Annotated in this window: 19 protein-coding genes; 7 read left to right on the plus strand and 12 right to left on the minus strand. The window is 41.0% G+C overall.

The annotated features are described in order from the left end of the window. Nucleotides 1-4: 4 nt before the first annotated feature. The 7 genes from PSF11_RS04070 (at nt 5) to PSF11_RS04100 (ending at nt 8,668) form a co-directional block, all read left to right on the plus strand. Nucleotides 5-2,005: a TonB-dependent hemoglobin/transferrin/lactoferrin family receptor gene (locus PSF11_RS04070; protein ID WP_014658210.1), complete on the plus strand. Its 2,001-nt coding sequence runs from the start codon at nt 5-7 to the stop codon at nt 2,003-2,005. A gap of 26 nt (nt 2,006-2,031) precedes the next feature. Continuing rightward, nucleotides 2,032-3,081 (plus strand): hemin-degrading factor, encoded by a 1,050-nt coding sequence (locus tag PSF11_RS04075; protein ID WP_004919129.1) that lies wholly within the window; start codon nt 2,032-2,034, stop codon nt 3,079-3,081. A 17-nt stretch (nt 3,082-3,098) separates the two neighbouring features. Beyond that, on the plus strand, nt 3,099-3,920 hold the full coding sequence (locus tag PSF11_RS04080) for a heme/hemin ABC transporter substrate-binding protein (RefSeq protein WP_036939993.1): 822 nt from the start codon (nt 3,099-3,101) through the stop codon (nt 3,918-3,920). Continuing rightward, the gene (locus tag PSF11_RS04085; protein WP_072502213.1) at nt 3,917-4,918 is read left to right on the plus strand and encodes a FecCD family ABC transporter permease; all 1,002 of its coding nucleotides are present in this window, start codon (nt 3,917-3,919) and stop codon (nt 4,916-4,918) included. The genes PSF11_RS04080 and PSF11_RS04085 overlap by 4 nt, the downstream gene beginning before the upstream one ends. Nucleotides 4,919-4,923: 5 nt before the next feature. Next, on the plus strand, nt 4,924-5,709 hold the full coding sequence (locus tag PSF11_RS04090; RefSeq protein ID WP_004919124.1) for a heme ABC transporter ATP-binding protein: 786 nt from the start codon (nt 4,924-4,926) through the stop codon (nt 5,707-5,709). A gap of 651 nt (nt 5,710-6,360) precedes the next feature. Continuing rightward, nucleotides 6,361-6,732, plus strand: a complete 372-nt coding sequence (locus tag PSF11_RS04095) for a helix-turn-helix domain-containing protein (protein ID WP_014658208.1) — start codon at nt 6,361-6,363, stop codon at nt 6,730-6,732. A 397-nt stretch (nt 6,733-7,129) separates the two neighbouring features. After that, a complete protein-coding gene (locus tag PSF11_RS04100) occupies nt 7,130-8,668 on the plus strand; it encodes a sulfatase-like hydrolase/transferase (protein WP_060561310.1) in 1,539 nt (512 codons plus the stop codon). 77 nt (nt 8,669-8,745) lie between these two features. Here the strand turns inward: PSF11_RS04100 and PSF11_RS04105 are convergent, their stop codons facing one another. The 12 genes from PSF11_RS04105 to btuC form a co-directional block, all read right to left on the minus strand. Next, nucleotides 8,746-9,762 carry a lipoate--protein ligase gene (locus PSF11_RS04105; protein ID WP_061064120.1) on the minus strand — a complete coding sequence of 339 codons (1,017 nt, stop codon included), beginning with the start codon at nt 9,760-9,762 and terminating at the stop codon, nt 8,746-8,748. A gap of 75 nt (nt 9,763-9,837) precedes the next feature. After that, nucleotides 9,838-10,326, minus strand: coding sequence for a C40 family peptidase (locus PSF11_RS04110; protein WP_014658203.1), 489 nt, complete (start codon nt 10,324-10,326; stop codon nt 9,838-9,840). Between the two features lie 90 nt (nt 10,327-10,416). Further along, on the minus strand, nt 10,417-10,818 hold the full coding sequence (gene arnF / locus PSF11_RS04115; RefSeq protein ID WP_036943871.1) for a 4-amino-4-deoxy-L-arabinose-phosphoundecaprenol flippase subunit ArnF: 402 nt from the start codon (nt 10,816-10,818) through the stop codon (nt 10,417-10,419). Further along, nucleotides 10,815-11,162: a 4-amino-4-deoxy-L-arabinose-phosphoundecaprenol flippase subunit ArnE gene (gene arnE / locus PSF11_RS04120; RefSeq protein ID WP_004919105.1), complete on the minus strand. Its 348-nt coding sequence runs from the start codon at nt 11,160-11,162 to the stop codon at nt 10,815-10,817. The genes arnF and arnE overlap by 4 nt, the downstream gene beginning before the upstream one ends. After that, on the minus strand, nt 11,159-12,817 hold the full coding sequence (gene arnT, locus PSF11_RS04125) for a lipid IV(A) 4-amino-4-deoxy-L-arabinosyltransferase (RefSeq protein ID WP_072502212.1): 1,659 nt from the start codon (nt 12,815-12,817) through the stop codon (nt 11,159-11,161). The genes arnE and arnT overlap by 4 nt, the downstream gene beginning before the upstream one ends. A 7-nt stretch (nt 12,818-12,824) precedes the next feature. Continuing rightward, nucleotides 12,825-13,718, minus strand: a complete 894-nt coding sequence (gene arnD, locus PSF11_RS04130; protein WP_004919102.1) for a 4-deoxy-4-formamido-L-arabinose-phosphoundecaprenol deformylase — start codon at nt 13,716-13,718, stop codon at nt 12,825-12,827. Next, on the minus strand, nt 13,718-15,700 hold the full coding sequence (gene arnA, locus PSF11_RS04135) for a bifunctional UDP-4-amino-4-deoxy-L-arabinose formyltransferase/UDP-glucuronic acid oxidase ArnA (RefSeq protein WP_004919101.1): 1,983 nt from the start codon (nt 15,698-15,700) through the stop codon (nt 13,718-13,720). Before arnA ends, arnD begins: the two co-directional genes overlap by 1 nt. Further along, on the minus strand, nt 15,700-16,692 hold the full coding sequence (gene arnC, locus PSF11_RS04140) for an undecaprenyl-phosphate 4-deoxy-4-formamido-L-arabinose transferase (protein ID WP_004919099.1): 993 nt from the start codon (nt 16,690-16,692) through the stop codon (nt 15,700-15,702). The genes arnA and arnC overlap by 1 nt, the downstream gene beginning before the upstream one ends. Then, complete coding sequence (gene arnB / locus PSF11_RS04145) at nt 16,692-17,837, minus strand: UDP-4-amino-4-deoxy-L-arabinose aminotransferase (protein WP_014658201.1); 1,146 nt, start codon at nt 17,835-17,837, stop codon at nt 16,692-16,694. Before arnB ends, arnC begins: the two co-directional genes overlap by 1 nt. 132 nt (nt 17,838-17,969) lie before the next feature. After that, a complete protein-coding gene (locus PSF11_RS04150; RefSeq protein ID WP_272682740.1) occupies nt 17,970-18,530 on the minus strand; it encodes an ATP-binding cassette domain-containing protein in 561 nt (186 codons plus the stop codon). Nucleotides 18,531-18,580: 50 nt separating this feature from the next. Then, complete coding sequence (locus PSF11_RS04155; protein ID WP_272682741.1) at nt 18,581-18,739, minus strand: ATP-binding cassette domain-containing protein; 159 nt, start codon at nt 18,737-18,739, stop codon at nt 18,581-18,583. A 6-nt stretch (nt 18,740-18,745) separates the two neighbouring features. Then, on the minus strand, nt 18,746-19,747 hold the full coding sequence (btuC, locus tag PSF11_RS04160) for a vitamin B12 ABC transporter permease BtuC (RefSeq protein ID WP_040133059.1): 1,002 nt from the start codon (nt 19,745-19,747) through the stop codon (nt 18,746-18,748). Between the last annotated feature and the right edge of the window lie 107 nt (nt 19,748-19,854).

A 19,854-nucleotide genomic window follows, 5' to 3' on the forward strand; every position in this document is an offset into this window, starting at 1 on the left:
CAATATGTCTCATGTTTTACGTTTATCCGTTCTGACAAGCGCAATACTTTCCGTTATGGCAAGCGCTCATGCAGAAACAACACCATCAAATCGCAATGATGTGATGACCGTCTATGCAACAGGTACTGAAAGAGATAGCTTCGATGCCCCAATGATGGTCACTGTGATCAAAAATGACTCACCTGAAACAAAAACGGCAAGTACGGTCAATGATATCTTGCGTAAAATTCCGGGGATCGGTGTTACTGGTACTAGTCGCACTAATGGTCAAGATATCTACATGCGTGGTTTTGACCGTCGCGGTATTTTAACCCTCGTCGATAATGTACGCCAAGGTACTGATACTGGTCACGTTAACGGCACATTTATTGATCCTGCACTGATAAAACAAGTCGAAATTGTTCGTGGCCCTTCAGCTCTACTGTATGGTAGTGGCGCGATGGGAGGTGTGATCGCTTGGGAAACCGTAGATGCTAAAGATCTATTACGTGAGGGTCAAAACAGTGGCTTTCGTGTCTTTAGCCAAGCTGCTACAGGGGATCATAGCTTTGGTTTTGGCGGTACATCTTTTGGGCGTACAGAGCAATTTGATGGTTTGTTTAGTTTTGTTACCAAACAAGTCGGAGATGTTCGCTTAAGCAATGGCGATGATATGGAAAACAAAGAAACCATCTCAAACCTACTCGCCAAAGGGACATGGCAGTTTGATGATAAGCAAAAGCTATCAGGGCAACTGCGCTATTACAATAACAATGCTTATGAACCCAAAGACCCACAACAAATCGATATTACTAAGGATAATCTAAAGGTTAACCGCACTACACGTCAACGTGATGCCCAAGCGACTTACCAGTTAAACCCAGAATCAAACGATTGGTTAAATCTTAAAGCAACCACTTACTATTCTGACGTTAATATTACCGCTAAAGGTAAAAATACTCACTATGAAGGCCGTACCCAAAAAACTTATGGTCTGAAAGTTGATAATAAAACACACTTGTATGATTTACCTATCGCAGCCCATAACTTTACTTATGGCGGCGAAACATACAAACAAAATCAAACACCTTACGCTTCAACAACGCAATTCCCTGATGCTGATATCACCTTTGCTTCAGGTTTCTTGCAAGATGAAATCGCCTTAAAAGATTTACCTGTATCATTTATTGTTGGCACTCGCTATGACCATTATAAAGCAACCGCTAAAGATAATGAGGACGTGAAAGAAGGCAAATGGTCTTCTAAAGGCGCCGTTAGCATTACACCAACAGACTGGTCAATGCTATTTGCCTCTTATTCAGAAGCTTTCCGAGCACCTTCTATGATGGAAATGTATAACGATGAAATTCATTTCCAAATGGGCCCAATAGTAAATAAATGGCGACCAAATCCGAATCTCAAACCAGAGTCTACACGTACTGCTGAATATGGGGTTGGGCTACGGTTTGATGATCTATTCACTGAACGTGACAATCTACAATTTAAAGCAAGTTATTTTGACACTAAAGCAAAAGACTATATCAATACCTATGTGAACGTTGACTTTAGAAATCCTCAGAATAACTACACAACCTCCATCAATACAAAACGAGCTAAAATTTGGGGTTGGGATGCTTCAATGGACTATAAAAACGACTATTTGGGTTGGAATTTAGCTTATAACCACACCGAAGGTAAAGATGAATCAAATGGTAAATCAATTACCTCCATTAAACCTGACTCGCTAACCAGCAACCTTAACGTACCAATTTCAGACAGTGGTTTTTCTGTGGGTTGGTTAGGTGAATTTACTCGTCATACCGATTTCAACGATGCATCCAAAGCACCGCGCCAAGCAGGCTACGCTGTTCATGATTTTTACGTTAGCTACCAAGGTGAAGGCCAATTAAAAGGCCTAGGAACCAGTGTCGTTTTAGGCAATGCCTTCGATAAAGAATACTACTCGTCACAAGGCGTCCCTCAGGATGGGCGTAATGCCAAGCTGCTCGTCAGCTTCCAATGGTAATTTATAGTTAATTAAGGAGATACACTGTGAGTTCAACACTTTTCGAGCGTTACCAACAAGCAAAAGCAGAAAACAAAGCAAAATACGCTCGTGATCTGGCTGCCTACCTTAATGTTTCAGAAGGTGAACTATTGCATTGTCGTGTAGGTCATGACAAAGCACAAAGACTGAATGTTGATGCCCCAACACTACTGAAAGCGCTAGCATCTGTCGGTAAAGTTAAGGCCATCACCCGCAATGAGTATGTCGTTCATGAGCAAGTTGGTCGCTATGACAATGCAAAATTTAGCGACCATGCAGGGTTAATTTTAAATCCACGCGCCTTAGACTTACGCATGTTCTTCTCTCATTGGGATGCCATTTTCACGCTGACTGAAGATTCAAAAAATGGTGAACGCCATAGTATTCAATTTTTCGATAAACAAGGCGATGCGCTGCATAAAGTCTATACTACAGATGAGACTGATATGGCGGCATGGAACTCTCTCATTGCACAATATGCAACGTCAGACAATCCACCTCTTGCTATTGAAGCTGCTGTGCCATTCTCTGAGCAGCCAATCAGTGATGAATTGAAACAGCAGCTAGAACAAGAGTGGCGCAACATGACCGATGTCCACCAGTTCTTTATTTTATTGAAAAAAAATAATCTTAGTCGCCAACAAGTCTTCCGTGCCGTTAGTGATGATTTAGCATGGCAAGTTCCTGTTGATTCATTCAATCAATTAGTCAATACCGCGTTTAATGACCAAAATGAAATCATGATTTTTGTCGGTAATCGTGGCTGCGTGCAGATTTTTACTGGTCAATTAAAACGCCTTATGCCATACCAAGCAGAAGGTTCGGACATTAAATGGCTCAACATTTTTAATCCAGACTTTACGTTGCATATGATTGAAAACGGCGTTTCAGAGTGTTGGGTAACACGTAAACCTACTCAAGATGGTTTCGTCACAAGCCTTGAAGTCTTCGATAAAGACGGTAATCAAATCGTACAAATGTACGGGCAACGTACTGAAGGTACTCCAGAGCAAGAACAATGGCGTAATCAGGTTATGGCGCTACCGCACATTTAATCGTTAGGTAAATAAAAATGAAACAATGGCTTCTAATTGCAGTGACATTAATCATGAGCTTTTCCGCTCAATCAGCCGAACGGATCATCACGTTAGGTGGTGATGTTACGGAGATTGTTTTTGAACTTGATGCAGGCTCTCAAGTGGTTGCTCGAGATAGCACCAGCCTTCATCCTGCTCAAGCTGTTAAGCTACCCGATGTCGGTTATATGCGAATGCTCAACGCTGAAGGTGTGCTTTCTATGCGCCCAACGCTTGTGCTTGCCAGTGAACTAGCAAAACCCTCAATGGCACTTTCCCAGATAGAAAAAAGTGGTGTAAAAGTCATCAAGGTGACTGGTAAGCCTGCATTAGAAGCCATTCCAGAAAAAATTACAACGGTGGCTAATGCTGTCGGTAAAACAGAACAAGGTAAACGGTTAGTTGAGCAATTTAATCAACAGATTGCCAAAGTAAATACCTCACCCATAGATAAAAAAATTCTGTTTATCATGAGTCATGGTGGCGTAATGCCGCTTGCTGCGGGGCAGCAAACCGCTGCGGATAGTCTTATCAAAGCGGCGGGAGCTAAAAACGCCATGAACGGGTTTAATAGTTACCGCCCATTATCACAAGAAGGTGTGATTGCAAGTCAACCTGATTTGATTATCGTCACCCATGAAGGCATCAAATCATTAGGTGGTGAAGATAAAGTCTGGAAATTGCCAGGCCTGGCAATGACACCTGCCGCAAAAAATAAGGCACTAATCGTTGTTGATGATATGGGAATGCTTGGATTTAGCCTTGGTACCCCTAAAGTCATGCAACAGATACGCGAGGCATTAGAGAAGTTTCAATGAGTCGAATTAAATACCCTCTGTTCGCTATCATTGCGTTATTGTTCGTTTTGATGGCGATTGCCTTACTTGCCTCCAACGCTGGCGCAATGAATGTATCGTTTAAAACTCTGTGGCAGACGCCTGCCACAGACCCTCTTTGGCAGATCTGGCTCAATATCCGGCTACCACGTATTTTGCTAGCGATTTTAGTCGGTCTTGCTCTTGCTGTTTCAGGTGCCATCATGCAGGGGTTATTTCGTAACCCGCTTGCTGATCCCAGCTTATTAGGGATCAGCAGTGGCGCGGCCTTATGTGTCGCTGCATTTATTGTATTCTCTTTTTCATTACCTACCGCCCTACTTAACTATGGGCATATTGGCGCCGCTTTCGTCGGCAGCCTTATTGTTTCAATTATTATTTTTAGCTTAAATCGCTACTCAAATGGGAATTTAGCACGCTTACTTCTCGCTGGGATTGCGATCAATGCCTTGTGTATGTCATTCATCGGCGTACTAAGCTATATCAGCGATGACCAACAGCTGCGTACTTTTAGCTTATGGATGATGGGAACACTTGCGAATGTCGACTGGACTTCCTTAACGATTGCCGCCAGTGTTATCTTACCGATCTGCTTTGTCTGCCTTTGGCAAGGTAATAGACTTAATCTACTGCAACTAGGTGATGAAGACGCTCACTATCTCGGGTTAAATGTGGAGCGAACAAAATTTATTTTACTATTCCTTAGCGCCTTACTGGTAGGTTGTGCTGTTGCAATGAGTGGCGTGATTGGTTTCGTCGGCCTCGTGGTACCCCATTTAATCCGTATGACGCTAGGCCCTGATCACCGCTGGCTAATACCTGGCTCTGCGATTGTTGGAGCGACCTTACTTTTAATTGCCGATACCATTGCTCGAACTGCGGTTTCTCCTGCTGAAATTCCTGTTGGATTACTAACAGGGCTCATTGGCGGGCCTTACTTTTTATGGCTAATTTTACGTCAACCAGCAGGGAGAGTTTAAACATCATGAATACACAAACTCTACTTGAAGCACGTAACCTCAGTTTTCACGTTGCCGATAAGGTATTAATAAAAGATATCAGTTTATCCATACAGCAACATGAAATGGTCGTCATTATTGGTCCAAACGGTGCAGGAAAATCCAGTTTATTAAAACTACTGACTGGTTTTCACTCTCCCACACACGGGGAGTGTCTGTTAGAAGGTTTAGATTTACGCAAATGGCAACATAATGCATTGGCAAAAAAACGTGCGGTGATGAAGCAACAAAGTAGCTTATCATTTGCCTTTACTGTTGAAGATGTCGTGGCGATGGGGCGTAGCCCGTATGGCGCTGAGCATAAGCAACAAGCCATTGAAGAGGCGTTAGCACAAACAGATTGTTTGGAATTACGCCAACGCGATTTCCGTCAGCTTTCTGGTGGTGAACAACAACGCGTTCAGTTAGCACGAGTACTTGCTCAAGTCTGGCAACCCAACCATAGCCCCGCTTGTCTTTTTCTTGATGAACCAACTTCAGCTCTTGATCTTTACCATCAACAACATAGCCTACGGTTATTACACCAATTAACACGTGAGCGGCCTTTTGGCGTGTGTTGCGTCTTACACGATCTTAACCTTACCTCCCTGTATGCTGATCGCGTGTACTTAATTCACCAAGGCCAACTTGCGGCGGCAGGTACGCCTGAAGAAGTTCTGACGACAGAAAATCTAACTCGTTGGTATAAAGCAGATTTAGATGTGATCTCACATCCTGAAACAGCCACCCCACACATCTACTTGCGTCGTTAATCACCTATTAGGTTTCTTGGGTCTTCTCAAGAAACCTAATAGTCTTCCCTTTGCATAATTTCATCTCCAGCTAACCTCTTTGCCAAAACAGGACATGAATGCCACGCCATGTATTTCTTGCTTATACCATGTTGAGTCAAGTGATTTTTTTAAATTGTTAAAGATACGTTAAGTAAATTGACTTATTTGATAGTTCAACTAAAGTTAAACAGTCAACCATTAGCATCAAAAATCACAGATTATTGAGCATTAACCCCCGTCACTATTACCTCGGTATTTCCTAAGTATTGATGGTAAAAATCAGCACACCCATCACAACTTAAGTTAAATTAATTTTTCAATATTTTACTTGGTTAATAATTTCGAATACATCCAACAAAAAAATTGAACTTGATATATCCGACTGCTTTTTTGATATACCAACCCCTACCATTTACACTCAGCCATTTGATTTTAATAGATAAATAACATACACTCTTGTATGTATAAGTTTGAGTTATTAATAAAATCTATCGTATCAATAACTATTCTCATTAAAAAAAAGCACGTTATGCCTATCGATATATCGGAAAAATGGGAAGAATAGACAGTAATTTCTTTAGTTATTATTAGTTATTAATGAACAATAACCCATAGAAGTGGGAGGTAAATATGTCTGAGAGTGTAGTCAACGATATTGTTAAATGGCTGGAAAGTCAGTTACAGCGCAATGAAGGCATCAAAATCGACACAATTGCCGATAAAAGTGGTTATTCAAAGTGGCATTTACAGCGTGTTTTCAAAGAAATGAAAGGTTGCACGCTTGGCGAATACGTTCGTAAACGCCGTTTATTAGAAGCTGCTAAATCATTACGCAATGGTAACCTGCCAATTTTAGATATCGCTCTGCAATATGGTTTTAGCTCACAAGCCACTTTTACACGTATCTTTAAAAAACACTTTGACATTACCCCAGCAAAATTTCGTCAAAGTGGTCAGTTGCCTGAATGTAAAACATTTATGTCTTGCAACTGCAACAACTAAATAAATTTCAGTTGTATAGTTGAGTATTAATAGTCCCCTTAATTATTTTTTCATTCCCTAAACATTGAAGTCTATGTCCGAGCCGGTAAATACCGGCTCTTTTTTTGAAATTTGCCCATATCGCTAACAAGTTTATCCTCAATACCGCCTTATATAGCAACAAAAGAAAGCTATCTTCTCTTAAAAGATCATTTCAGAACGGATAATAGAGTGATGTCATGCCTTTAAAGCACACACGTCCAATGTGTATTTTTTTGACATTTATTGAAAAAAAACATAATCTGCGGCAACTCATTTATGAGTGTTATAGTTAAATTATTATTAATATTATTTTCTTATTGTTATAAAGGCTGTTTTTGTGGGACATTCCAGATTATTTGCATGGTATAAAAATAGAATGCAAAATAAAATCTTAAAAATAAAACACTATTTTGTATACATTATACCACTCATCATTCTTATCGTTTCATCAAAATTAATGTTGAAAGGTTCTGGGTATGCTCATCCAACTCCGAGAGACATTACGCTCGTCTGTGCTCTTTATATTATCCTTTACGCTTCAAAAAAAGCTTATTATTGGATAGGTGTACCAATAGCAATATTGTATGCTATTTATACGCCTATTGGACTGACCTTTGATAAACCAACCTACCAATATTTTGCTTCGGTTATTGCAACTGATGCTATTGAAGGCATTGAGTTTTTCACACAAATTCCATTCACTCATTATCTTTATGCCGTCCTCATTATTGTTGGAATATTCGCTTTCCAAAAATTATGTACAAAATTAAATATTAATTATTATCGAAACAAAACACTGATGATCATTCTGGTGATAATTGCCTTGATTAATCAATCACCATTTGATTATTTCTACAATATTTATGAATCCGTATCTAAGGTTAAGGGTGAAGTTAGCGCACTACATGATTTTACCAAACCCAGCGAATGGGGAAAATCAACGTTAAATAACAACAGCCGTTATGATGACTATGTATTAGTGATCGGAGAGAGTGTTCGCCGTGATTATATGGGTGTCTATGGATACCCTATAAATAACACCCCCTTCTTAAGCCGCGTGAACAGTACCATTATTGATGGGTTAAACAGTGCTGGAAATAACACTATTGGCTCATTAAGATTAATGTTAACACAGTCAGATAAAGAAAAATTAGAACCTAATTATGGCTTAAATCTAGTTGGACTCGCCAAATCAGCCGGTTTCAAAACATACTGGATATCGAATCAAGGTTATATCGGTAAACACGACACTCCAATTACCTTTATAGCAAAGCATGCTGATGTAAAAAAATTCAATAAACTCGGCGCCTTCAATTCTAATGATGAAAGTGATTTTTCCCTTATTCCTATCTTTCAAAAAGAATTAAATGCCCCTATCCAAAAGAAACAGAAAAGATTATTTATTATACATCTTTATGGTTCACACCCGAACCCATGCGGTAGAATTCAGGATTATGAAAATCATTTTATTACCCAAGATAGGCAATATCATAATATCTCCTGCTATGTTGCAAGCATTAATAAAACAGATGAGATCCTTGAGTCAATTTATTCATTGTTAGAGACGCAATACCAACAAAAAGAACGTAAATTCTCAATGATTTACTTTGCTGATCATGGTCTTTCCCATCAAGAAGAGGGAGACCAAATAAAGCTCCTACACGGAAAAACAAAATATGCGTATCGTGTTCCATTAATCCAGCTTTCTTCCGATCACCAATCAACTCAATATATTGTTGCTAACAAATCTGGGATGATGTTTATTGATGGTATTGCTAATTGGTTAGGCGTTTCTAATCCGCTTCTAAATGAAAATTATCATTTATTTAATTCAGAAAATTATATAGAAGATTTTGGTTTGAGTGAAAAAATAGAAGACAAACCGGATGACGCTATTAATATTCATGGTAAATAACGCTTAATGTTACCTACCCCTTACCTATTTTTATTTCGGGTTAGGTAACATTTAAGCAGCATAGAAACAAAGCGTATTTAGCTTAACTCATGCACTAGCCAGCTTTCAAGATCAGATAACTGTTCGGTTAATTCAGGCCATATTTGATGCATTTCTAATATTAATTTACGAATGGTTTCTGTTTGGTAAACTTGATCGGTAAGTTTCTGGCTTAACCATTCTAATGGGGATGGGTCAAGACTGTCCGTAAAAAATTGGCAACGTTTAATAACCCCTTTTTCGATATCAAAATGAAATTCGATACCTCCCCATGGGAAACGTGTATCACTATAATGGGTAAAAGCAGGTGCTTGACCGAAATTCCATTCCCAACTACTTTGCTTCGCAAAAGTTTCACGAAAATGCGGTAAGTCCGGTAATTTCTCAGGTGAGATAAATTCAGCCTCAACGGTTTCACCATAATAATCGAAAAAGCTTTTTACGATACCCTCGCACACTTTTTCATGACTGATATCTGATACCAGTTCACATAAATTCGTGACTCTTGAGCGAACTGAAGTGATCCCTTTAGCCTGTAATTTTTTAGGGTCAGGATTAAGATAATCTGCAAGCCGATTTAAATCAGAATTGATAAGTAAAGTACCATGATGGAATCCTCTGTCACGGGTTTCTCGGTAAGCAGATCCTGATATTTTCCTTGGCCCATCATCGGTGTGTAATACCAAATCATTGCGACCAGAAACCTCAGCATTGATCCCCACCCTTGCTAAGCCATCCACAATAATTTTTGTCGAAATACTTTTATCATATTCTGGTTTGCCCGCCATGAAGGTAAAACACGTATTGCCGAGATCTTGAAAAACGGCACCGCCCCCGCTACTACGGCGAGCTAAGCGTACATTATCCTCTTCCATACGACGCGTATTACACTCTTTCCATGGGTTCTGTGCTCGCCCAATAACGACCGTGTCAGCGTTACGCCATAAAAACATAACACGTTGATCGGCGGGCATTTGACGAAAAATCGTCTCTTCAACCGCAAGGTTAAACCAAGGGTCGAAAGATTCTGAAATCAGTAAACGTAAGCGAGACATTAAGCTATCCTAGAAACAAAAGTTGCAACTAAGATAGCATAATTGAAGACAAAAATGAGGGGATCACACGGGAAATCAGATACGCCGCGCTTGCCAAAACACTTTTCGCCAATACACATTATCCATTGACGAACGGATCACACCCTTACTGGTCGATGCATGAATAAAGGTATTATCTGTATCATAAATTCCGACATGTAAACCATTTTCACCGGACCCCGTTTTAAAGAAGACGAGATCACCCGGCATCAGATCGGATTTATCAATACGCGTTCCCAATCGTGTTTGATCTATCGTTGTACGCGGCAATTGGATAGCAAAACGGTCGCTAAATGTACGGTAAACAAACCCAGAGCAATCAATACCGCTTTGACTCATCCCACCATAATTATATGGCGTACCATACCATTGCTCTAACTGTTCTTTAAGTTGTGCAATGGTCATTATAGGGTCAGATAATTGCGTTTTTAGTGGCGGTGGTGGCGTTCTTTTTACCGACGTGGAAGAGCAGCCAATCAACACTAATGAAAGCAATAATGGTAGGTGTTGCCATTTTATTATCATGTTGCACCCTTAAATAAACAATCGACACGCTTAATTTATTATCATAGTTGCTCAAATATGAAAAATAAATTATCACGCAACCAAATTATTCTACTTTTGAGATTGCCCTTTTGTTGGACGGCTAATTAACCAAACACCAAGGATAATAAATGCAACGCCCCCTGCTTTTAGCCAAGTCGCGGGTTCATGATACCAAGGTAAAATAACCGCCAATAGATAAACAAATACATAGCTTAAACTAATCAGCGGATAGGCTTTATTAAGCGGGATGGATTTTAGTGCAAACAACCAACATAGCATTGATAAGGCATAGCAGACTAACCCCACGAACACTATGCTAAGATTTGCCAGATTTGCGAGTAACCACTCAGGTTGTAACCAATGCCATCCTAATGTAAACGAAGGCAACCCCACTACACCTGCTTTTAAGCTTAATTGTGCAATGGTGACTAATAGCGCACTTCCTATTACCCAAAAATAGCCTTTGTTCATCCGCTTATACTCATCAAGAAAATACCAAACATAATTGCCGCCACACCTAACCAATGATTAAGCCCTGTCTGCTCATGGTAGACAAACTGACCAATCAAAGTAACCAACACAAAATTAATACTAAGCATTGGATACGCAATGCTAAGCGGCATGCTTTCGAGCAATTTAAGCCAAAACAGCATACCTAACCCAAGCATTAGCAATGCCAGCACCAGCCAACGAATGGCTGATGCCGTTTTATTATGTTTATCACCCTGCCAGCATACCACCGCTTGCTTTTGCGCTATTTGCCCAAGGCAAGTGAGTACACTAACTAAAAGCAGTAATAATAATTGAGCAATCATTGTTTGTGATACACCACTATCGCAATTCGCGAATTACTGATCACCTCATCTGGCTTAGGAATATCCGGTAATCCTTCTTTACGTCCAAGTAAGAAAACCACTGTCACTTGGCCTTCTTGGCGAGCTTTTGCCAACCAAGCCGCAAATTGATCAGGCTTCACTAAACGGTGTTGGCTATCCGGGTATTCCAAACCATAAGTCAGCTCACCGCTGCTATTATACAGGTAGATATTAGCGTTTTTCGTTTCCCACGCTAATCCGGCTGCAATGCCCACATTACTCGCCATAAGATATTTGCTATCCATCAACAAGTCATGGTTTTGGTGGATAAAGCTCTGTGGCAGTTTGGAATTTATCGTGTTATTTGGCAATGCACTACCGATACACAGGCTCACCGCCAACGAGCAAGAGGCGGCCCATAGCCAATATTTGGCATTTAACACGGTACATAGGTAACCGATGATACCCCAAATCGAAAAAGCAACGATACCAAGCACCATTTTTGACCATTCGTCGGCTTCGTATAACGGACGCTTAATCACCGTACTGACAACAATGACAGCGATTACGGCGAGCACCCCAATCGCAACGTTGATCATGCCATTGGCCTTTAATGCTTTCATCTTCCCACTGCGTACACAATCCACCCCATATTTAGCCATGAGCAGTGCTAGTGGAGCCATAAATGGCAGCATATATGTTGGCAATTTGCCGCGTGAAATGCTGAAGAAGATCACGGGCACAATAAACCAACAGAGTAAGAAAAACATATCTGGACTTGATTTGCGCTCTCTCCAACCTTTCAGCAAAGAGCCAGGTAATAACCCAACCCAAGGTATACTGCCTAATAAAATAATCGGAATGTAATACCAAAAAGGAGCAATGTGTTGCGCATCATCGGCGGTAAAACGTTTAATGTGCTCTATCCAGAAGAAGTAATTCCAATAGTCAGGCTCCTGTTTAGCGATGGCTAGCGCCCAAGGTAAACTAATGATAACCGCTGATATAATCGCCAATGGCCCATACTTCACCATCTCAAGAAAGCGCTTTTGGTAGATTGTGATAGGCAACATTACAATCACAGGAATGGCAAGCGCAAGGAACCCTTTGGTCATAAAGGCCATCCCACACGCTAAACCAAGACATATCCATGCAGCAAGTTTTTCTTTTATGCCACGCGCCTTCATTGCCCATAGGCAACAATACATACTGGCTGCTATCCAGAGTGATAGCATAGGGTCAAGTACACTATAGGTGCCGACAGCAAATACCAAGAACATCGACACATAAATAAAACTTGCGACATAAGCGACATGGTTGTTACGCCACATCATTTTTGCCATTCGGTAAACAAGTAATGCACTGAGCAAAATACAAAATACCGAACCAAAACGAACTGCAAAGTTAGTATCGCCAAAAATCATTTGGCTAATATTGTTGATCCAATAGCCTGCTACTGGCTTTTCAAAATAGCGTATATCCAGCATATATGGCACGATCCAATCACCGCGTTGTAACATTTCACGGCTGATTTCTGCATATCGTGTTTCGTCAGGTTGCCAGAGTAAACGGCTATTTAACGGTAGCAGATAAGTTAAGATAAAAAAAAGAGCCAGCAGAGAGGCTCCTACTTTGCTCGCTCGATTATTCAACATGCTTATACTATCCCTCTTCTTGGCAGCCAAGCCAACCCTCACGCCCTGGGAATGGCGCTCTCACGACTTTCCCTTTAGGTAAAGTGCTAATGTCTTCTGGCAGCAAATCACTCAATGTACAGAATTGGATTTCTTCTTGGGCAATTCGTTCCAATAATTGTGAAAATTGTTCTGATTTAGACATACCTTCAACTTCAGTATGAATGGTGTAAACGGGAACACCTTGATCCTCTTTTATCGCTTGAAGGATAAAATCATTAAAATTTTCATCACTGACAACGGTGCCAACGACTTCATCATAAGTCGGTAATGTGACTGGAATTTGTACCGTGCCTATTGAACCATCACGTAAAATGGGTCTAAATGGATACTTACCGCGACAATCGCTGTTGTAGTTAAAACCAAACTTTTGTTTAACCTCAAGCACACGTTCATCGCCTCGCCAGCCAGCAACCGCCGAACACGTAACAGGCTGACCGATGGCTTGCTGCAAAGCATCAACCCCCAATTTAACCTGCTCCGTTAATTGGGCTTCGCTCCATTTAGCCACTTTGGCTTGCCAACCTTGGTGATCCCAAGCATGCAACCCTACTTCATGACCTGCATCTAGCGTTTGTTTCATCAAATAGCCTAAATCTTTGGCTATTTTTTTACCTGGCCACGCTGTACCCGCCAATAAAATATCTAGCCCATATAGGGAGGCGGCATTTGACCTCAGCATTTTCCACAGGAATTTAGGACGCAAAAGGCGCCATAAATGGCGCCCCATGTTATCGGGTCCTACACTGAAGAAAAAGCTGGCCTGAATGTCATGCTGTTTCAGCACGTTGAGTAGTTGCGGTACACCTTCTAATGTGCCTCGATAGGTATCCACATCAATTCTCAAGCCAACTTTTTTCATTAGTTCTTACCTAATTCTTCTACCGCACCTTGCAAGAAGAAATCCAGTGTCTCTTCAATAGTATCTTTCATATCGATTGTTGGAACCCAATCAAGCAGACGACGTGCATTTTCCACGCTTGGTTTACGGTGCTCAACATCTTGATAACCTTTACCATAGTAGCTGCTACTTTCGATTTCACGGAAACCTGCAAACGGAGGGAAATGGCCGCGTAGAGGGTGTTTTTCGAAACTTTCAAGTAACATTTCAGCTAATTGGCGAATGCTTGCTTCGTTTGTTGGGTTACCGATATTGATGATCTGACCGTCGCATTTGCCGTCTTTGTTTTCAATAATACGGAACAGTGCTTCGATACCATCTTTAATATCAGTGAAACAGCGTTTTTGCTCACCACCATCAACCAATTTAATTGGCGAACCTTCAACTAAATTCAAGATTAACTGAGTGATCGCACGAGAGCTACCAATACGTGCTGAGTTCAGGCTATCCAAACGTGGCCCCATCCAGTTAAACGGACGGAATAACGTAAATTTCAAGCCCTCTTTCGCGCCATATGCCCAAATCACTCGGTCTAACAGCTGTTTAGACACAGAGTAGATCCAGCGCTGTTTATTGATAGGACCAACAATCAAACGTGACTCATCTTCATCAAACTCTTTATCATCACACATACCATAAACTTCAGAAGTCGATGGGAAGATAATACGTTTGTTATATTTCACGCAGTAACGCACGATTTTCAGGTTTTCTTCAAAGTCTAATTCAAAGACACGCAGTGGGTTACGGGTATATTCGATTGGTGTTGCAATCGCCACCAATGGCAGAATAACGTCACATTTCTTAATGTGGTATTCGATCCATTCGGTATGAATACTGACGTCACCTTCGATAAAGTGGAAACGTGGGTTACCAATAAAGCGGTCAATCGCCGATGAGCTGATATCCATACCATAGATATCATAATTATCATCTTGCAATAAACGCTCTGTTAAATGGTTACCGATAAAACCGTTAACACCTAAGATCAGAACACGCTTACGACGTTTAATTTGTGCAGTCGGTTTTGGCCCTACACGAACATCAGTCACGATACCCATTTCATTTGCTAGACGGTTGCCTTGCATATATAAACCGGAGTCACCCTGACCACTAACAACTTCAATAGCCCCTTCGCCACAAGCAATACGCAGAGGGTCACTTGATAATACTGTACCCGCGCGTTTACCTTGATTATCATCGAGCACACGTGCACGCCAAATTACCATTTTACGCTCACCTAAATAGGTAAATGCGCCTGGGTATGGCTCAGTAACAGCACGAATTAAGCAATCAATTTCTTTTGCAGAACGGTTCCAGTCGATCAAGCCATCTTGAGCGGTACGACGACCGAAATAGCTTGCTTGGCTCTCATCTTGCGCCACTGTTTTATAGCTACCCGCTTCAATCAATGGCAGTGTTTTATCTAACAGTACTTCAGCCGCTTCACGAACTTTTGCGTGTAACGTTAATGCAGTATCAGTATCGGTGATTGTGACTTTTTCTTGTGCAACAATGTCACCAGCGTCGGCTTTAGTGACCATTTTGTGCAACGTCACGCCTGTTTCTTTCTCGCCGTTCAGCAATGCCCAGTTAATTGGCGCACGACCGCGGTATTTAGGCAGTAAAGAGCCATGCAGGTTAAATGCACCTTTAGGGGCCAATGCCAGCAGTTCTTCACTGAGCATATCGCGGTAATAGAATGAGAAAATTACATCAGGTTTTAATTCGCGAATACGTTCAATCCATAGCGGATGGTTTACGTTTTCTGGCGCGTAAACAGGAAGTTCCATGTCCGCGCTGACACGCGCTACTGAAGAGAAAAAGTGGTTTTCGTTAGGATCATCAGTATGAGTAAATACTGCTTGAATATCGAAACCTGCTTTTTTTAGCGCTTTCAGCCCTACACAGCCAATATCATGATAGGCAAAAACAATAGCTTTCATTAGTTTTCTTCCTGGTTTTTGTCAGTCTTAGCCTTAGCACCGACGACTTTTTGAATAAAATAACGGGGTCTCGCGCGCACATCATTATAAATCCTGCCGATATATTCACCAAGCAAGCCCATAGCAACAAATTGTGCACCGATAAACATAAAGAGTATTGCAAACAGTGTGAATACGCCGTCAGCAGCCCATGTTGCACCAAAGAGCAAACGTAATACGATTAACAACACTGCAAGCAAGAAACCGCCTGCTGCAATAATACTCCCAACAACACTTAACAAACGCAAAGGTGCTGTTGTTAAACACGTCAACAGGTCATACATTAAATTAATCAGCTTCATAAAGCTGTATTTAGAATCGCCAAACTCACGTTCAGCATGCGCTACATCAATTTCAATGGTTCTACGAGCAAACGTGTTGGCTAAAATTGGAATAAATGTACTTCTTTCATGGCATTGCAACATCGCATCAATAATATGACGGCGATAAGCACGCAACATACAACCATAATCGCCCATAGAACGACCGGTCGCTTTTGTGATCATCGCATTAATCATTTTAGATGCCGTTTTACGGAACCAAGAATCTTGACGGTTAGCACGACGCGTGCCAACAACATCATAGCCTTGTGCCGCCGTTTGCACTAAGCGAGGGATCTCTTCTGGAGGGTTTTGTAAATCAGCATCCAGTGTAATCACCAAATCACCATCCGCTTGATTGAAACCAGCCATAATTGCAGAATGCTGCCCATAATTACGATTCAAAATAATCGCGATAACATGGTTATCAGGATTTTCTGCTGCCTCAGTCAACATTTTAGCGGAACGGTCACTACTCCCATCATCCACTAAAATCAACTCATACTCTTGCGTAAGTTGTTTACACGCTTTAATTGTACGCTCAAGTAACTGAGGTAGGCTTTGCTCTTCATTATAAACAGGGATTACAACAGAGACTTTTTTTATCTCTTCAAATTCATCTACAAATGACACTATTTTGACTCCAAAAGGATTTCATTTATCGCTTTAACAACCCGATCAACATCTGCATCAGACATATCAGGGAAGAGAGGCAGGGAACAAAGGGTCGCGGTGTTCCATTCTGACTCTACGAGTGAGAGCTCTGGGTATTTCTCACGGTAATATTTCTGTGTATGTGCGGCACGGAAATGTAAACCTGTACCGATATCATACGCTTTTAGTTTTTCCATAAAGCTATCACGATCAATACCGCATACACTTTTATCGACACGCACCATAAATAAGTGGTTAGCATGCAAATGTGAATATTCAGGAACTGAAAGCATTTGTAATGGGGAGTCTTTCAGTGCGGCACGATAACGCGCTACCAATTGTGCACGACGTTGATTCATTTCTTCAACACGAGACAACTGAACAACAGCAATCGCTGCATGAATATCAGATAAATTATATTTTAAACCAGGTTCAACCACTTCTGCTTGAGGTTTTCGACCTTGCATTTGTCTATCAAAGGCGTCAACCCCGAGACCATGGAATTTTAAGGTACGAACGCGCTGTGCTAATTCATCATCATCAGTGACGACTAATCCACCTTCCGCACACGTCACATTTTTAATTGCATGAAAAGAAAAAATAGCGGTTCCCTGCTGACCAATCCATTCTTCTTTATAGCGCGTTCCCACCGCATGAGCCGCATCTTCAATCAACGCCACTCCCGCTTTTTGCGCGATAGTACGCAAAGCGTCAAGATCACAAGGAGCACCTGCGTAATGTACAGGAATTATCGCTTTCGTTTTCGCAGTAAGCGCTTTTTCTACCGCATCGGGTTGTACCATTAATGTATCACGGTCGACATCAATCATAACGGGTGTCGCGCCTAATAACTCAATCATATTAATGGTGGATACCCATGTCTGCGACGGGGTGATCACCTCATCGCCTGGGCCGATACCCAATGCCATTAAAACAACATGCATACCCGCAGTGGCTGAACTTAGCGCTATTGCATGCTTACAACCATAACGTTCACAAAAATCTTGTTCCAACTGATGGTTCTGAGGCCCTGTCGTAATCCAGCCTGAACGTAGAACTTTCTCTACTGCCTTAACCTCTTCGTCACCGATTGCCGGTTTTGAAAACGGAAGGAAATTGCTCATATAATCTGTAGCCTAATTTTTTATTAAGAAGAGAGTATTCTAGTTAAAGTTACTTTAACCGAACATCAACACCTGAAAACATTTCTTATATCGTAAAGCATAATGAAACCGACGATTAAAACAATTTTTCTGCTACTCGTCAAAACTAATTACTTGCCAAGTTTTCGTTTCGCTATCTGTACTTGAAATAATTTTACTTGCAAATATCTCAGATAAATTAAAGTCAGTCATCACTTGCTCAGGTTTACCTGAAAAAATAATTTCACCTTTTTTTAACATCCATATACGACTTGCATGTCGATATGAATGACTCAAGTTATGCCCACTCATTATAACCGTTCCTTGGCAATCACAAAAATATTTCACCCATTTATCAAGCTTGGATTGTTGAATAATATCTAAATTGTTTGTTGGTTCATCAAATAGAATAAATTTTCCACTTAAATCTTGACGATCCCAAACTTGCAAAAAAGTTGCAATAATACGGACTCGCTGCCATTCACCACCCGAAAGTTGTGTAATAGGTTTCATTAACAAGCACGCTAATTGGAAATCTTCAGTTAATTGGTTAAATAACGCTATTTGATACTCATTTGATGAATAAAACAGCGCCAGATATTGAAAGACTTTTAAAATAGGTTGCGTTGATACTTGCTGAGGAAAATAAGCTCTCTGCTGACGCAAAGCTTGCACCCGATACTCGTTGAGCGCCCGACCATTAATATTTAATTGTCCTTGAAAAGCTAAAAACCACTCATTCCACTGAGCAAGGTACTTTTCCCCGCTCCATTTGCACCAAGTAAATGAATTTGCTCTCCCGCAAACACAGTTTCATTAATATTGATAAGTCGGCTATCAATGGAAAACTGAATTAGCTCAATGATAGGTTGTCTATTCATCATTTTATTTTATCGCCATTGATTGTTACGCGTTAATAGCCAAATAAAGATAGGTGCCCCTAACGTCGCGGTTATCACACCAATAGGTACCTCAGCATTAGCAATCAGTGTGCGTGAAAGCATATCGGCTAATAATAACCCTCCCGCTCCTGTGATAGCACACCCCGGCAATAATGTTCGGTGGTCGGTCAATCCTGCCAACCGTAAAATATGGGGAATGACTAACCCAACGAAACTAATAGCACCCGCAATAGCAACGCTCAAACCAATTAGCACCCCCGTCACGATAATCAGAGCAAGACGCCAGCGATGGTGAGAAAAACCGAGTTGATAAGCTTGCAATGATCCAAGTGATAAGTAATTGAGTGTATTACCTTGGCAAATTGCCCACAATAAAAAAGGAATACAAGCAATGACTAGAGCAAATTGACGCCAATCAATACCGCTAAAGCTTCCCATCATCCAATAGAGGAGTTGACGTAGGTCTAGGCTGCTACTCATATAGACCATCCAAGTCATTATCGCACCACAAATCACACCAAGCGCCACGCCAACTAGCAGTAAGCTCGTGTTATTAAAATGCTTTCGTTTGGCAAAAAACAGCAGTATCGCGGTTAACAATAATGCACCAACAATTGCACCTGAACTTATTAGCCAATACTGAGTTACCCCATGAGAGAGCAAAACAATCAGAACGACGGCGACACCAGCACCATTGCTGATCCCCAATAACCCAGGTTCAGCCAGTGGATTTTCGAATAAGGCTTGCATGATAGCCCCTGTTACCGCAAGGGCTGCACCAATGGTAATGACTGCCAATAATCGAGGAAAACGAATTTGCCAAATAAATAATTGTGCCGATTCGCTCGCCCATTGGTTAGGCCATAACCCTACTTCGCCGACACTCAAAGCCAAGACACTGACAACGATTAAAAAACAGACCAATACACACAGTAACCGTATATCGGCGTGCCTCTGACGTTTTTGAAGGGTAAGCAATTGATTATTCATTAAGTAGAAAATGTCTTAAATATTAACAGTATTGCCCAATTATAGCTTTTTGTGCAAGCGATACCAATGCAGCAAATTTATACTGCACATCCATTTTTATTTGAGCA

The organism is Providencia sp. PROV119, from assembly GCF_028482435.1.
GTDB classification, from domain to species: domain Bacteria; phylum Pseudomonadota; class Gammaproteobacteria; order Enterobacterales; family Enterobacteriaceae; genus Providencia; species Providencia stuartii.